This window comes from Halomonas sp. H2 (genome assembly GCF_050215315.1).
GTDB lineage: Bacteria > Pseudomonadota > Gammaproteobacteria > Pseudomonadales > Halomonadaceae > Vreelandella.
Genome location: NZ_CP189760.1, coordinates 378,560 through 394,813 on the forward strand (window position 1 = coordinate 378,560; position 16,254 = coordinate 394,813).

Genomic DNA, 16,254 nt, shown 5'->3' on the forward strand with positions numbered 1-16,254 from the left:
AGAGAAAACCACTCGCCATCTTCGTTTTCAGGTGAGTCTCGTGAATAAGCCGGGATTACGTTTCGTGGCTCAGCTTTCAATCGATAAACTCATTGAGCCAGCCAGTATGACGGCGATCAATTCCGCTTGGCGTCGTGTATCGGTTTTCTGGAACAGGTTGCCTAGATGAAAGGCCACTGTGGTTGTGGAAACGCTCAGTTGCTCAGCAATATCCTCTTTGCGCTGCCCTTCGGCCAAATACATGGCGATAGTTGCCTCGGTCGGGGTCAAGCCGAACAACTCGGCCAGCAGGTTTTCTGGTAGCTGAACTCGCTGATTCGGGTCGATTAGCATCACTGCTACGGCAGGGCTGCCAGCGTCTGTGATGCCGCTGGCGAGAGAGCAAATAAACAGCATTAGGTCGCTGCTACCCCTTAAGCGGGAAAGGCGTAGGCAGTCAGTGCGCTCTGCACTGCAGCGATTAGCCATTAGGCTTTTTCGCACTGCTTGATGCAGCTGGCGGCTAGTGGCGTCGCTGATGCGCTCCAGGTTGGGCGCTGCTTTGAAGGGCGGTTTATCCAGATTGAGGCGCAACGCGGCGCGGTTTGTTAACAGTGGTTGGCCGTGGTTATCAAGTAGCACTACCCCGGTGGCCATCAGGTCCAGCGCGCTCTTGGCGGCGGCAAAGGCGCGGTCACTGATTTCACGGCGTAAGTGGTGAATGCCTTGACTCAGGTGGTCGAGCTCCTGGGTGCTTTTGGCACGCATGCGACTTACCTGGCGTAGGCGTGCTTCTAGCGTGACCAGCAGTAGGTCGTAGTCAATCGGTTTGACCAGATAATCATCGGCGCCCAGGCGTTTACCCTCGATAATATCAAAACGGTCCGAGAGCGCGGTCAGAAAGATAAACGGTGTGTCCGCCAGCTCCGGAAAGCCATTTCGCACCTGCTCTAGCAAGGCATAGCCGTTTAGCCCCGGCATAGTGATATCGCAGAGAATCACATCAGGCGTCGCCTTCAAGTGTGCCAGTGCCTCTTCGCCATCGCAGGCCTCCACCACGCGATAGCCCGCCTCGCGTAGCTCGTCGCATAAGTCCCGCCGCAGTTCGTCATGATCTTCAGCGCATAACACCAGCGGCGCTCGTTCATTCACCATGCTGACTCCTGACCGTTCGAGTGGTGTGTTGATCACTCTGCGTCTGGGACTGTGGCAGGGTGAACTGAAAGGTGGTGGTGCCAGTGGTTGAGGCGAGCAATGCCAACTCGCCCTGTTGGATACGTGCCAGCGTGCGGGCGATGTTAAGCCCTAGGCCTAGCCCCTGTTCGCTACCGCTGTTGGCGCCGCGGTAGAAGCGCTCGAAGATATGTGCTTGCTCACTCTCAGCAATCACGGTTCCTTGATTGCTGACACGGCAATAAGCCCATCGTGCATCATGGGATAGCGCGACATTGATAGCGTTGCCGTGGGGCGAGTATTTGCGAGCGTTGGTCAGCAGATTGTCGATGATCTGCTCGGTCAGCGCTTTGTCACAGCTAACCAGAAGCGTTTTTAGCGTTGCAGGATGCACAGTGAAGGTAACTGGCGGGCGGTTATTGCCTGCTGTTTCCTGGTGCAGATAGCAGACCTTGTCGATCAGCGCGATTAGGTCGTGGGGTTGCTGGTGGCTGTTTACCTGGCCTGCATCCAACTGCGCCGTTAACAGCGAGGCATCTACCAGTTCGGTCATATGAGTGACGGTATCGCGCAGGCGCTGATAGCGGGCTTCCCGCTCTTCTACTGTGTAGCCCGAGGGGCGACGTATCAAGCGCTGCAGGCCGGAATCAATCACCGCCAGCGAGGTACGGAACTGATGGGACACCATGGCAGCAAAACTGCGGTAGAAATCACTGACGCCTTGCTCACGCTCAAGGGCATTTTCTAGGGCAATGGCGGCTTTTTTATAAGGCGTAATATCAGCAAGACGCATGACGTATCCGCCGGATTGCATTTTGCGCAACGTTAGCTGTCGCCACTCACCGCCCGTAAGCTCGATATCGCATTGTGGAGTGGCGAGGCTGAGAGGCTCAGAGGTGCCAATACAAGTTTGATTGAGCTGTGCTATCACGGCGTGTAAGGAGGCTTTTGGGGGGAAAATGCGCGTTGCCTCGGGTAGCAGCCACACTAAACGAGTATTGGTCTGCTGTAGCTGCCCATCGACATCAAAAGCAGCAAAACCATCGGGGGCGGTGTTGATCGAGTCAGCGAGACGACGGCGCTCAGCTTCTACATCTTGAGTGCGCGCGCTGACCACGTCTTCAAGGTGGTCAAGGTGCTGGGTGAGCGCCTCTTGTGCCTGGCGACGCTTGCTCAGTGCCCACAGCAGTAGCAGGGCGAGCAACAGGCCGGTCACCAGTATGCCCACCGCCGAATAAATCACCTGCATCAAGCTGTCGCGATAAGCGCCCAGGCGTTCGCCGGCAAACTCCCATTCCGCCATCATAATGGTGTTGGCCATGTGGTTTAGCGTGTCGAGCAGTGGCTGAATAGTCTGATGCATGTCATCAGCGGCTAATTGCTGCTGCAAGAGTGCTGGCAGGAGGGTATCAATCTCTTCTAGCTGCTTAAGCGTGTCATCCAATTGTGGCTCGAACCCCAGGGCCTGAATGTAGCGCCGCTGAGGGCCTTGATCCATCAGCGTTAGGCGACTGTAGAGCACGTCCAAGCGCTGTTCTGGCCGGGCATCGGGTTTATCCATGGCATGACGCAGCACCGCTTCCTGCAAACGGTGGCCTGCTATCTGGGCCTGAGTGATCACCCACAGCATGTTCTCATCAACGTTGCTACGCATATCTTTCTCAACGCCAGAAAGGCGCAGCAGAGAGAAGAACAAAAGAAGGATAAACAGGCCAATGGCGACGAGTGGCAACCAGTAAATACGCACCCGAGATGGAAGGCGCATTACTCCACCGTTAATCCATTAAGTTGCCATACCCAGCGGTAGTCGTAGCGGATATCTTGCAGCTCTGTGTGGTCGCTACGTGGGTAAACGATCCACAGTGGCCCTTTATCGCGTGGGGTTAGCGCTTGGCCATCCATATGGGTGGCCACCAGCACATCGTATTGATAAAAGTCGTTCAGCGGGATCTCAACAATATAGTCATTCAGTGCGGTGGCAATGATCTGCTCACCATCGGCACCTACCCACTTCAGCAGGTCGCGCAGTAAAAAACCTGCAAACTGATTGACGCCGTCGGTAACAGAGGTTTCGGTAGCCAGGGTATGGGTTTCCAGACTCCCCAGCATCGTTGTATCAAACTGTGCGGTATCGCCGACATTGGTGTGGTGAATATTACCATCGATGGTCAGGATCACTGGTTCAGAAGGAGCCGGTAACGGGCCTTCGTACGCCGCCAATGGTGCATTGAGTAATAAGGCAGCCAAGGTACCAAGCAGAAACAGGTTTTTTTGCATGGTTGTTATCCCAATGTAGATTTAGCTCAACAGCTACTGGCCACTCTAGCAAAGTGTTTCACTTGATTATACGGCGTTAACACGTCGGCCCTGTTCAAACGAAGGGGGCGGCAATTAGGGAGAGTGCTAATTTTAGTAAAAAGTGTAACGGGCTGGCTGGGTTTATGTGGGTACGTTCATCGACAATGTGGCTGACGAACAGCCTGGAGAATCTCCAAGAACGCGTTGAGCGTTGTTTGTCTAGGGCCCCCAGTGTCAGGATGAGTGTCGCACCCTCTGATACCCTGTTCTTATAAACCGATCAGGGGGCGAAAGGAGACACTCATGCCTCGTTACTCTGAGGAGCGCCGGCAAGCCGTAGTGACCAAGCTGCTGCCTCCCCACAACCTCTCCCCGAAGGTGATCGCGGAGCAGGAAGGGATCTCGCTGGGCACCGTCTACAAGTGGCGCAAGGAAGCCCGCGCTGAGGGGCGGTGCCTGCCGGATGCTCTGGGCAAGGGCGCCGATGGCTGGTCGTCCAAGGACAAGTTCAACGCCGTGCTTGAGACCGCCTCGATGAACGTCCAGGAGGCTGCGGAATACTGCCGCCGCCGGGGCATCTATCCCGAGCAGCTGGAGCGGTGGCGCCACGACTGCGAGCAAGCCGCCAGCCTCTCCCAGTCAGAACGCCAACGTGAGGCCGACGAGGCCAAGCAGCAACGCAAGCGCATCAAGGCGCTGGAGAAGGAGCTCGCCCGCAAGAACGAGGCCCTGGCAGAAACCGCGGCGTTACTGGCCCTCAGAAAAAAGGCGAGGGCGATCTGGGGGGACGAGGACGCATGATCAGCACCCCAGATCGCCAACGCGCCATCGCGCTGATCGAAGACGCCCGGGCCCAGGGGGCCCGCCTGGACGCCGCCTGCCGCGAACTCGGCATCACCGCCAGAACATACCAGCGCTGGACGCGCGACGGCGAGCTACGCGAGGACCAGCGCCCTTTGGTCGACCGGCCGGTGCCGGCTAACGCGCTGACACCGGCCGAAGAGCAGGAGATTCTCGACGTGTGCCACCGCCCCGAGTACGCGAGCCTGCCGCCAGAGCAGATCGTGGTGCGCCTGTTCGACGAAGAGCAGCGCTACGTGGCATCCCCCTCGTCGTTCTACCGCGTCCTGCACAAGCACCGAGAAGTGGTGCATCGTGGCCGCGCCAAAGTACCTCAGCGCCGCGCCAAGCCCACGACCTACCAGGCCACCGCGCCGAACCAGGTGTGGTCGTGGGATTGCACATGGATGGGCGGTCCGATCAAGGGGCAGTACTACTACCTGGTGATGCTGCTCGACATCTATAGCCGCAAGATCACCGGCTGGGAAGTGTTCCTGGCCGAGTCGGCCCACAACTCCCGTACCGTGCTGGAGCGGGCGGTGCTGGCCGAGCAGATCATCGATCAGCCGCTGGTGTTGCATGCGGACAACGGCAGCCCCTTCAAGGGTGCGACGCTGCTGGAGAAGCTGCATGACCTTGGCATCACGCCATCGTTCAGCCGGCCGCGGGTCTCCAATGATAACCCCTACTCGGAGGCGCTGTTTCGCACCTGTAAATACCGGCCTTGCTACCCAGTTGATGGGTTCGCCACGGTCGACGACGCCCGTGAGTGGGTGGCCAGCTTCGTGCAGTGGTACAACCACGAGCATCGCCACAGCGGGATCCGCCTGGTGACACCGGCACAGCGACATGCTGGCGAGGATACTAGCGTGCTGGCAAAGCGGCATGCCATCAATCAGGCAGCGCGTGCGGCCAACCCCGCTCGTTGGAGCGGCAAGACCCGCAATTGGACGCCGATTGGCACCGTATCTCTTAACCCGGAGCGGGAGCTCCAGGTCACCGTCGCTGAACCGGAAAAACAGGTGGCCTGAATGATCTCAGAGGCGACAGATTTCTTGACAACTACCGAGGGTCATTTATGGTGTCGCTTGTATGTTTTGGCTGTTGACGCTGGTCTTGCTGTGGCCTGCCATGGCGACAGCGTACCCGCAGATGGTTTTCGAACAGGAACCCGATGATAGCGTCGAGCAGGCTCAGTCGTTCCGTGGAGAAGCCCGGTTGGTGGGCGAGGTCTCGGGCGATGACCGTGATCACTTTGCCTGGCGTCTGGATGATGCCGAGACCGATCGTCTTTGGCATCTAGAGCTTCAGGGAGACGGTGAGAGTGATCTGGATGTTGAGCTTTTCTGGCCAGGCGAGGAGGAGGCCAGCTCCTCTGGCGTCGCGACATTCGGTGCCGATCCAGTAACCGAGGCCAGCGATGATGTGTCTCTGCTAACGCTATCGGTGACGTCGCGTAACGACCGTATGATGCGCGAGCCGCTGATCGTGCCAGCCGGTGAGCATCTCATTCGTTTTGTGCCACAAGAGATTGGCGGCGAATACCGTTTGACCTTGACGTCTGGCGACCGGATCAATATCCGTGGCACAGTGGGCCCTGACGAAGCCGATGACATCGCCGTCGACGCAAGGCGGCATTGGTACTTTCAGCTCGATGTCTCCGAGTTCGCCATCCCGCTCGTCGCCGAGGGCGATGCGCGCCAGCTCTGGCGCGTGGTTGTGCTGGGTGAGCTGGGCGTACCGCTCGAGGCATGGATCGAAGATGTGGACGGCGAGGTGATCGCTGCCGCTGTGGAAGGGTCCCCACTCTGGCAGCAGTGGGGACAACTCGAGTTGCCGGAAGGTAGTTCGCTTCACATTCGCCACAGCGAAGGTGGTGATATTGGCCGCCTGGGTGCCAGGCTCGTCGAGGATGGCTGGCGCCGGGATGAATCGATCAGCACCGATGAGGTGGCGGAACCAGATCTCAAGCAAGAGGAGCCGACGGCGGCCGGCTCTCCCGAAACGCGGCGGTGGTTCGAGGTCGGCGAGGAGGTGTCCCTGACGATGGGGCGCAAGGACCGCCGTTACCTCGCGTTTCAGGCCGGGCAGGGCGAGGCGTTGACACTTGGTGTCAGCGTCGACGATTCTGAGCCCCTCCTCGAGGTTTGCCTGCGCGAGCTCGGCAGTTCTGGTGAGGTGTGCCGAGAGGGCGTCAGCGAGTCGCTGTTCGAGCGGATGAGCCTGCCCGCCGGTGATTATGCGCTGGCGCTGCGTCGGAGTGGGCGCAGTGACGAGACGCTTGCGTATACCGTGAGCCTGAACGAGGCCACGCCGGTCGCCCAGGGTGTTGTCAGTCGTCCCAACGATGCCCGCGAATGGGCGCTGCCGTTGGTCGCCGACGAGCCGATCCGCGGGCATTTCGAAGGCAGCGGTGAAGCCTGGTTCGCCCTGCGGGTCGGCGGTGAGACCCAGCAGTGGGAAATTTCCTCCGAGGGCGAGTCGCTGGAACGCCTGTCCCTCTACCATGACGGTGAAAACACTACGTTCATCGACAATCGTGGCTCGCGCAGCGGCGATGAAGACTTATGGCTGGAGCATGTCCGCCTGTTGCCGGGTCGCTATCTGCTGCGCCTGGTGGGTGAGCAGACCGAGTATCGCCTGCTGGCCTCGCCGACGGGCCAGCCCCAGCCGGGCGCCGAGCAGGAACCCAACGACGAGGATGGAGATGCCAATCCACTCTGGTTGGGCGAGCAGGTGCAGGGTTCCTTCCATGCCTTGCGAGACGAGGATCGGTTCCACTTTCACTTGCCCGGATGGAACCGTGTGACGCTCGAGCTGGAACCACCCGAGGACGGGGAACTGGATGCCCGCTTGTTCTGGCAGGAGCAATCCATGCTGAGGGTGTCCGGCCAGGATGAGCCCCTGTCAGTGGACCAGTGGCTGCCCCCGGGCGATTACATTCTGATGCTGGAAGGCGGCCAGGTATCCCGAGCCCGCTATCACGCCAAGGTGTCGGTGTCCGACCCGTGGACCCATGAGGACATGCCGGCGGCACCGGCGATCACCATGCGCCTGGAAACGCCAACCGAGCGTTTGGCCCCATTCGCTGCGCTGGGTCAGCGCCTCGACTCGCGGTTGATCCTGAACAATCCTGGTGAAGAATCACTATTGCTGGCGTTGGAGTCCCATATCAGCCATAGCGGGGCGACGGTCTCCGGGTTGCCGGATTCCGTCGAACTCGTTCCCGGTGAAGAGGTTGAGTTGCCGCTTGACTGGACGTTCCCGCCGAACATGCTGGAAAGTGCGCCGCTGTCGCTGTTCATCCAGGCCGGTGATCATGTGTTGCAGCATGACCTGCCGCTGGACCCCCGGGCACCGCCAGTCGAGCCATTCACCAGGCCGGATGTGCCGATGGCGCTGGCGGGACTTACGAACCTGGCATGGAGCGCGCTGGGCGCCGCCTTCGTGGATCCCGACAGCGGTGAACCCATCGATGACCTGCTGCAGCGCCGTAGCGGCTTCGCACATTTTCTGATCGATGGCATGGCCGGTTCCGGCAGTTCGATTCGGGTGGAAAGCGATCTGGGTGAAGCGCTGCCGCCGATTCGTCTGGCTGGCGATGGCGGGCGGGTGCTGGGAATCGTCTTCAACCAACGCTCCACTCATGCTCATCGGAATCGCTGGCGCGAGGTGGATATCGCCCTGGGGGACAGTCATGACGCCCTTGAAGTGGTCGAAACGCTGGAACTCGCTTCCGCGGACGGTGAGCAGTTCTTCGAATTCGCAGCCCCCCGCGACGCCCGCTATGTCCAGTTGCGCCCCTTGAGCGTGTGGAACGATGGAGAGGAGGTGCGTGGCGCCCACGGCAGTGGGCTCTTGATAGTGCTTGGTGAGCCGAGTGGCGAGCTTGGGCGGCGTCACCACGATCTGCTCGACCATGAACTGGGCGGCCACTGGGTCTACACGCTACCGGATATCGGCTCGCTGTATGGATTCCAGGGCCACCGTTCCACCAGCGGGGGCATCATGGATGAGCGCGCGGTACGCCGTGGTGAGCGTATCCGTGGGCGCACCATCGAGATGGTGTTTGCCTTCCTGCATCAGCGCGCGGCGCGTATCGGCGAGTTGCAGTGGGTCGAGAACCTCGACTGGGAAGGGCTGCCCGTAACGGGGGCGAAGGTCTATACCGCCACCGAGAGCCCGGTCGGGCCCTGGCAAGAACAGGCGGACTGGACGTTCGAGCGCGATGGCCAAGGGGTGGCCAGCCTGGCACTGCCCGAGTCGCCCCGAGCACGCTATGTGCGGCTGGTGTTCGACGAGCCGGAGATTCCCGAGGGTGAGCGGCGTGCCAGTTGGCGCATTCCTGAAGCCTTGAGGGCCTACGAGGCGGATAGTCTGGGCAGCGGCCGCTCGGTACTGGGGCATTGGGGCATGGACCACTCGCGGGGACCACTCGAGGCTGGGCAGCCGCCCAGCGAGCTGTCGTTGGTCGAGGTCGAGGACACCCACAGCCATGCCGATGCGCCGCTGTTGGTGGAGAGGCGAATCACTGGCAGGGTCGAGGAGCCAGGTGACACACGCCACTATCGGGTCGATCTGGCGGAAGGTGACAACACCCTGGCGTTCGCGCTGCAGGAATCCCAGCGCGGCCGGCTGCAGGCAAGCTTGAGCGACCCCGAAGGTAGCGAGGTGGCACTCAACTGGCGGGATGCCGAAAGTGGCAAGCGCCATGCAGAGGCCGGGGATCTGACGCCGGGAACCTACCAACTGACGGTCGCCGAGCCGCCTCGCTCAGTGGTCTTCCTGTGGGATGGCAGTGGCAGCGTATCCAGCCATCAGCCGTCTATCTATCAGGCACTCAATCGCTTCGCCGAGGGACTCAAGCCGGGCAGGGAGGTAGCCAACTTGCTGCCCCTCGGGGGGCCGCTGTTGATCGATGGTTGGGCAGAATCCCCCGCCCAGGTTTCCCGGACCCTGAATGCCTACTCCGGGCGCTTCTCCGATTCCGATTCCGACCCGGCACTCGCGCTCGCCTCGCGCGCCTTGGCGAATCAGCAAGGCGAGAAGGCCATCTTCCTGATCACCGATGCCGAACAGCTGGGGCGTGAGATGTCGGTCTGGCAGCGACTGGAGGGAGTTCGGCCGCGCATCTTCACCCTGGAAATCGGCCATGGTAGCCGACGCGAGACCAGCGAGTACCGCTGGTACCAGGACCAGATGCTCAGTTGGGCCAACGTCGCCGATGGCCGCTATGACTACACCACCAACCGCAGCGAGCTGATCCGCGCCTTCGAGGCGGGCATGCGCGAACTCCGCCAGCCCACCACCTTCGCCCTTGAAGTGGAGCGTCGCTATCAGGAACCTCCCGAGCCCGGCAGCCTGCGGGTGACCAGTGGCGAGGCGCCCGTTGTTGCGGCCGGTGCCGTGCAGCTGATCTTCGATGCCTCGGGCTCCATGCTGCAACGGATGGAGGGCGGCCGGCGCATCGACGTTGCCCGCGACATCGTGAAGCGGGTGCTCGACGAGCGTGTACCGGCCTCGGTGCCGGTAGCGCTGCGCGCCTTTGGCCATACCGAGCCGCATAGCTGCGAAACCGAGCTGCTGGTCGCCCCTGGCGATGACAACCATGCCCAGGTGCGGCGTGCCGTCGAAGGCATCCAGGCGATCAATCTGGCGCGTACCCCGTTGGCCGACTCATTGGATGAGGTGCTCGACGACCTCGATGACTACCAGGATCAGCGCCGGCTCGTGGTCATGCTCACCGATGGCGAGGAGACCTGCGAGGGTGACCTCGCGCAGTCGGTGGAGCGGCTGGTGGAGGAGGGTGTCGATGTGCGCCTCAATATCGTCGGCTTCCATATCGACGAGATAGGCCTGCAGGAGGAGTTCGAACGTTTCGCCACCCAGGGTGGGGGAGAGTACTTCGACAGCCAGGATGGAAGCGAGCTGAACCAGGGGCTTGCCGATGCGCTGGCCGCCACCTGGCGAGTGCTCGACAGCGAGAGTGAAACCATCGCCGATGGGCGAGTCGACGGCAAGGCCAGGTCGCTCCCTCCAGGCGACTACACCCTGGTGGTGGAGGCTCACGATGGCGAGCGTCACCAGACATTCAATATGGCGCCGCGTCAGACGATGGAACTGCGTCTGGACGACGTCCCAGCGGAGACTTCTCCATGAAGAAGATATCGACGGCAAGCATTATTCTGGTGACTGGCCTTGTTGCCATGATGTTGCCTATCACCTCGCTGGCGCAGCAGGCGCCCGACCTCGAGGGGATGATGCAACAGCGGTCGCCGGAGCACGACGACGCAGCGACCTACCGCGGCAAGACGGCACTCGAGCATGCTGAACTGCTGATGGCGGACGCCTTTACCCAGCGGTTGATGGGGCTCGAGCGCATCGGTTCGATGGAAGTCGATGGTCTACCGGCCCGCGATCTTGTGCGTCGCCTCTTTCAGCAGCCAAGCAGCGATGGCCTGTCGGCGCGGCAAGTCGACCAGCTGCGGCTGGCGGCCTTGAGCACGCTCTACACCATGGATGCCCCGGAAGCCGAGGCTCTGCTGCGACAGGCGATTCTGGATCCGGCGTTCAGCGACCAGCCGCGCACTCAGCGTGAACTGCTGCTGGGAGCTGTCGCCTCCGGCCTTGATGAGCAGCTTCTGAGCGGGGATCTGCTGGCGCTTGCCGACAGCGAGCCTGAGCATGCGTCAAGGCTGATGGTGACCGATGCCCTCCCCGACAGCGTGCTTCTCCCGCTCGCCGAGGCGCTATTCCATGCTGAGCATGACGAGGACGCCACCCGCTTTTTCCTGGCGCGAATGGCTGAGTTTGAGTTTGTCGATGATACGACCTGGCTTGACTACGTGCGTGAACATGCCGAGCTGGCCACGGAGAATCGGGCCGACGTACAGGCGGCGCTGGCGGAGATCGGTACCCGAGATGCCCTGGAACTGGCGCTGGCAATCGATGAATCCCCGGCCCAGCGCGGTGAGCTCTTTGATCGCTTCGCCAGGGGGCCGTTGGGGCCAGCGCCGGTGTTTACGCGGTTGCTTGCGGCACTGCGCGACGAGATTGCCGTGCAGGAAACGGCACACCTGGCCAACCGCATGGAACAGCTCGCCCGTGAGCTTGCCACCGGCGCGGCGGGGTTCGGTTCGTCGGCACTGGCCGAGCCAGCCGTTGACGGCTTTACCGATGCCATGGCCGACCTGATAGCCCAGGGACCAAGCGACGACCATCGACTGATCGGCATCCAGCGGCTGGTGAGGTTTCAGCAGCGCCACCCGCAGACACCGCCGTCGACGACGCTGGGGCCTGTCTTCACTGTGCTGGAGCAGCCCGACACATCCGCGCTGGTGCGCCAACAGGCGACCTCGGCGCTGCAGCAGTCGCCGGCTCGACTCTCCGAGTCCGACCCGGGCTATGTCATCGAGCGTGCGGTGGCCCTGCTATGGAGGGCGGAGTCCGCGGCCGACGCCGAGCTGCCCGAGCAACTGCTGGGCATCCCGATGCGTTCGGCCGAGCACGCCCCGCGGGTTGTCGATGCCATCCTCGAGTCCATCGATGACCATCGCAACCGCTGGGCCATCAACCCGGCAGTGGGCGTATTGATGACCTCCGGATTGACACGGGGGCTCGAGCGCTCGGCGAGCCGCGAGCAGGCCTCCATCGAAATGGGCCGGATTCTGGTCAATCCCGAGGCCGACTTCGCCCATATCGGCGACCACTTCCTGCGTAACCGTGGGGGTGGCGCCCTGGCCAATCTCGAGCACAACAGCGTAGCGGGCATCATCGGTATCCTCGAGCCGGTCATCTTCGATACCGGCAGCGGCTGGCAAGCGCTCTTCCCGCCGGAGGCGCTGGCCGGCCTGATGACGGCCCGGCCTGGTTGGCTATCGCGGGATCCGCGAGCGCAATCCGAGTGGGTTGAGTTCCTGACCCGGGTCAGAGATCACGGCGACCCTGACTTCAGTCCGGTTGCCGAAGCAGCCTTGGACGAACTCTGAGCGAAAATCACCGTGCCGAGCATCAGGCGCAATGCCGTCAAGTGAGGAGATAACGGTATGGGATATAACAACCACTCCAAGGCATGGCGTCGACTGGGGCGAGGGGCGCTAATGACGATGGCTGGTGTAGCGCTTTGCGCGCAGGCGCTACCGGCCTGGGCAGAGTCGTCTCAGTGCCACCGGCCTGTCGACCGCTACCAGGCAATCGAACACTCCCTTAATGAGACGTACCGGCGGGCCGAGGAAACCCTAGAGCGGTTGCCCCGTGAAGACTGGTCTCTGGCAACGCGTCAACAGGCCATTGGCAATGAGGCCGAAGCCCTCTTTCGCTGGGTGCGTGACGAGACCCGCTGGCTACCGTACCAGGGGGCCCTACGCGGTGCCCGGGGCACCCTGATCGACCGTCAGGGCAGCCATCTCGATCGTGCCCTGCTGCTGGGTGGGATGCTCGACCTCGCCGGACACCGGGTACGCATAGTTCGAGCGATACTCGATGAGCGCGCCGTCCAGTTGCTCGAGGGTGCCTGGCTGGCGCCGTCGCCTAATGGGCGCGCATTGCCTCAAGCGTCCCTATCGGCGGATGACTATGCACAGGCCGCTCGACAGTTGGGAGAGGGGGAGGAGAGTCTACGTCGTCGCGTCGAGGCGGTGGATCGCCAGGGTCAGGAGATGGCCGCTCGGGTCGGTGAGCGAAGCCGCGAGCAGACGGCGCGGTTGCATGAGTTGCTGGCGGCCAACGATAAGGCGGATGACGATGCGCTGGGTGACCCTTCCGCTGCCCTGGCGGATCACTGGTGGGTTCAGATTCAGACCGCCGGTGGCTGGCAAGATCTTGATCCGGCGTTGGCCGAACATCGGCCTGGCCAGCGCCTGCATGAGGGCGAGGTCGAGGTCATGTGGGTCGAAGAGATTGCCGAGGATCAGTGGCATCGAGTCAGCCTCGAGGTAGTCGCCGAGCGGCTCGAGAGTGGGCGCTTGCGGGAACGCACAGCGCTGTTATTCGAGTCACCCGCCGCGCAACTGGCGGGGCGGAATGTGGTGCTGGATATCCAACCGCTGGGGCTTCCGTCGCCACCGACGCTGCTAGGCGGCGACGGCGACTTCACCCCCGAACAACTGCCCGACTTGCTGCGCTCCCGCGAGGAGTGGCTGCCTCTGCTACTGATCGATGGTGAACCTGAGATTCAGCACAGCATTCTGCGCAACGGGGAGCTTGGTGCCCCAGAAGGCGGCACCGGCATCTCCGAAGCCTTCGAGGAGGCCTCCAGCCTGCTGGGCGAGATCAGCGTGGGTGGTCGAGCTGACCCGGCGCAGGAGGCTCCCGCCCCAGAACTCTCCGGCGTGTTCCTGCGGCTGACCGTCCGCGCCCCAGGGCGGAAGGACGAAATCTTCCAGAGGGCCCTGATGGATGTGATCGATGCCGGCGTCAGGCAGCGCGGCGTGCAGGGCCTGGCCTTCAACGACGCCATGATCGAGGCGCGGGCATTGGCCATGCTCTCCACCACCGAACTGATGGCCCAGACGCATTGGTGGCCCACCTCCTATACCCTGGCGCGACTGCTCCACGGCAGCCTGGACAATCGCATGGCGGCGCTGGGCGCGGTGCATGCGGTGCGCCGTGACGACCCAGGCCTGATGGGTAGCGCCATCGAACGCCTGGCGCCCTATCCGGTGGAACTCATTGCCCTGGCTCACCACCGCCGTGCCCGCAGCCCACACGCCGAGCGGATCGCGCTGACGCGTGTCAATCTACTGTCGACCTTCGAGCGGCTGATGCTCGACGACACAGGGCCGGCGCGGGAAGCGGGGATCGATATCATCGACAACCGGGTCGAGGTGTTGCCGGGAGAGCAAGCCGCGTGGCGAGTGCGCCTTGGCCAGGGTGTCTTCGACACCGTGCTCGAGGCAGAACTGGTGGGGGACAACGGTTCGGCCGTCAATACCAGCCTGGACTTTGCCCGAGCGGGCGAAGCGGGAGACGCCTGGCGACTGGCCACCGCGCCCAGTGAGGCAGGCGAGTTGCCGGTGTCTAGCGCGGCGGCCATCGAGCGGGCCCTTGAGCGGGGATACTGGGTGGTGATGCCCGAACCCGGCGAGGGCGCCGACACCTGGTGGCGGGTGGATCCGCTGAGCGGCGACGCCCTGGGCATGGGGCCCGACGGGCGGGGGCAGATGGTCGAGCAGATTCTGGTGTTGATGAATAGCATCGACAACGCCGCTTCCGCCGTGGCGACGGTGCAGGCGGTATGGGGTTGTCTCCTGACTGGCCCGAGCGCCGGGGCCATGCAGTGCTGCATTCTGCGCGAAGGGGCGATGGTGGCGGGCAATATGGCGCTTGGCAAGCTCAGTGATCAGTGGGTGAAAATCGCCAGCTCAGCCATTGAGTCGAAGATTTACCTGGCGGCCCTGGACGGCGTGTTCGGCGAAATGAACGGTACCGTCGTCGATGGCTTGATGCCCGACCCCTGCTGAGGAGTACCGTCAATGAACAAACTCGTCATGATTGGCCTGGTGTGGCTGGCCGGCATAGCCGTCAGCGATGCACTGGCTGACTCGCCCTCGACAATCGACTCCGAGGCCCTGAATGAGCCGGGAAATGGCGGTGGCCTATTTACCGAGGGGTGCAATCGCGCCCTGCACATGCGCGTTACCGAGTGGGCGGTGCACGACGAATATGCCGGTCAGGCGCCACCGCCTGGGCAGCGCTGGCTGGCGCTGGAACTCGAGGTCGAGAACCGCATGCCGGCCGATCTCATCTTCGACCTCGACTATGAAGAAGCCGTGCTGATCGCCTCCCTGACGCGCCAGGGCTACCTACTGGTTGACGGACAGCGAGTCTCGCGCCGCACACAGTTAGACCGCGATACGCGTGCCATCGACGATGGCTTCGTGCTGGGACGAATCGGTGACACGCGCCAAGGCAGCATGGTCTATGCGATACCGGCGTCCGGGATCGATACTCTGTCATTCCACTACTATCACGACGACTATGCCGCCCTGTCCATCCCGTTACTGGGGGAGATGGCCACGGCGGCCAGGAGAGCGCCAGCGGACAACATGCCGATGCAGGGCAATGATCTGATGGAAATCGCGGTGGTCTCGGTGAAGTTCCCGGATCGCTTGCATGGCCAGGCCCCGCCCGAGGGCATGAGCTGGCTCGCCGTTGACCTGCGTGGGCGAAGCCGTTGGGAAAACCCCGCCGATGCCCTGGCCCTGGATCGCGACGCCGCGATAGACGCCAAAGTGGACCTGCCCCATGTGATGGAATACGTGGAAGCCGGCGGATTGCTGCAAGCCGTGGTAGATGGTGGCCATGGCTATGTGCGCGATGCCGAGTTGAGCAACCTGCTGGATGATCCCGTCTGGTTGCCCGAGTTCATGGCGGGAGGCATTGCGGTGTTCCCAGTGCCGGAAGGCGCCGAGCATATCGAATTGGTGACCTATTTCCCCGAGTTCCGCGCCGCCGGTATCTCGTCGGATATTCGCCCTCCACTGCGCTTTACACTGCTCGATGACGCGGCACCCACCGACCACGCCGAGCCCTTGGCGCTGATCGAGGACGAGCCTACGCCGGTCAGCATTCATGCACTGGATTTCCGGGATAGGTTTGCCGGCCATCAGGCCGCGGAGGGCGAGGTGCTGCTGTTGATCGAGGCATCGATGACCAACCTCAGCGGGGTGGGCGGAATGATGGCGGTCAGCCAGCGCCTGCGTCCGTTGGCACCCGAGGGTGAGCTCGTCGGCGCCTATCAACGAGGCCCTGTGGAACTGGTAGAGCCCTTCTGGTTACCGGCCAATGATGAGCCGCGACACTTCATGCTGCTGTATCGATTCGTGCAACCCGCTGAGGAGCATGAGTTCGCGTATGGCGGTGTCTCGGTAAACAGCCAGATCAGTCTCCATGTTGGGGATTGATCTTGTTCCACCGTTGGCCGAGTGCAGCATTCGCCAATGCAAGACAGTCAGAGGGATTACG

8 protein-coding genes are annotated in these 16,254 nt (G+C 62.3%); 5 read left to right on the top strand and 3 right to left on the bottom strand.

What is annotated here, in order from left to right:
• Positions 1-69: 69 nt before the first annotated feature.
• The 3 genes from ACQE2I_RS01810 to ACQE2I_RS01820 are packed head-to-tail and all read right to left on the bottom strand — an operon-like array spanning position 70 to position 3,429.
• Positions 70-1,134, bottom strand: coding sequence for a response regulator (locus ACQE2I_RS01810; protein ID WP_427029791.1), 1,065 nt, complete (start codon positions 1,132-1,134; stop codon positions 70-72).
• Positions 1,124-2,917, bottom strand: a complete 1,794-nt coding sequence (locus ACQE2I_RS01815) for a sensor histidine kinase (RefSeq protein ID WP_427029792.1) — start codon at positions 2,915-2,917, stop codon at positions 1,124-1,126. Before ACQE2I_RS01815 ends, ACQE2I_RS01810 begins: the two co-directional genes overlap by 11 nt.
• The gene (locus ACQE2I_RS01820; protein WP_427029794.1) at positions 2,917-3,429 is read right to left on the bottom strand and encodes a molybdopterin-dependent oxidoreductase; all 513 of its coding nucleotides are present in this window, start codon (positions 3,427-3,429) and stop codon (positions 2,917-2,919) included. The genes ACQE2I_RS01815 and ACQE2I_RS01820 overlap by 1 nt, the downstream gene beginning before the upstream one ends.
• A 324-nt stretch (positions 3,430-3,753) precedes the next feature.
• Between ACQE2I_RS01820 and ACQE2I_RS01825 the strand changes: the two genes are divergently transcribed.
• The 5 genes from ACQE2I_RS01825 to ACQE2I_RS01845 all read left to right on the top strand — a co-directional run bounded on the left by ACQE2I_RS01825 (position 3,754) and on the right by ACQE2I_RS01845 (position 16,193).
• Positions 3,754-5,321 (top strand): IS3 family transposase gene (locus tag ACQE2I_RS01825; RefSeq protein WP_427029054.1). Its coding sequence is split into 2 segments (ribosomal slippage): positions 3,754-4,219 and positions 4,219-5,321, totalling 1,569 coding nucleotides; the frame shifts between segments, so codons are not numbered across the junction.
• A gap of 61 nt (positions 5,322-5,382) precedes the next feature.
• A complete protein-coding gene (locus tag ACQE2I_RS01830; RefSeq protein WP_427029795.1) occupies positions 5,383-10,449 on the top strand; it encodes a VWA domain-containing protein in 5,067 nt (1,688 codons plus the stop codon).
• Positions 10,446-12,278, top strand: coding sequence for a hypothetical protein (locus ACQE2I_RS01835; RefSeq protein ID WP_427029797.1), 1,833 nt, complete (start codon positions 10,446-10,448; stop codon positions 12,276-12,278). Before ACQE2I_RS01830 ends, ACQE2I_RS01835 begins: the two co-directional genes overlap by 4 nt.
• Positions 12,279-12,389: 111 nt before the next feature.
• Entirely contained in the window at positions 12,390-14,750 is a 2,361-nt protein-coding gene (locus ACQE2I_RS01840) for a hypothetical protein (RefSeq protein WP_427029798.1), read from the top strand.
• 12 nt (positions 14,751-14,762) lie between these two features.
• Positions 14,763-16,193, top strand: a complete 1,431-nt coding sequence (locus tag ACQE2I_RS01845; protein ID WP_427029799.1) for a hypothetical protein — start codon at positions 14,763-14,765, stop codon at positions 16,191-16,193.
• Positions 16,194-16,254 lie beyond the last annotated feature (61 nt).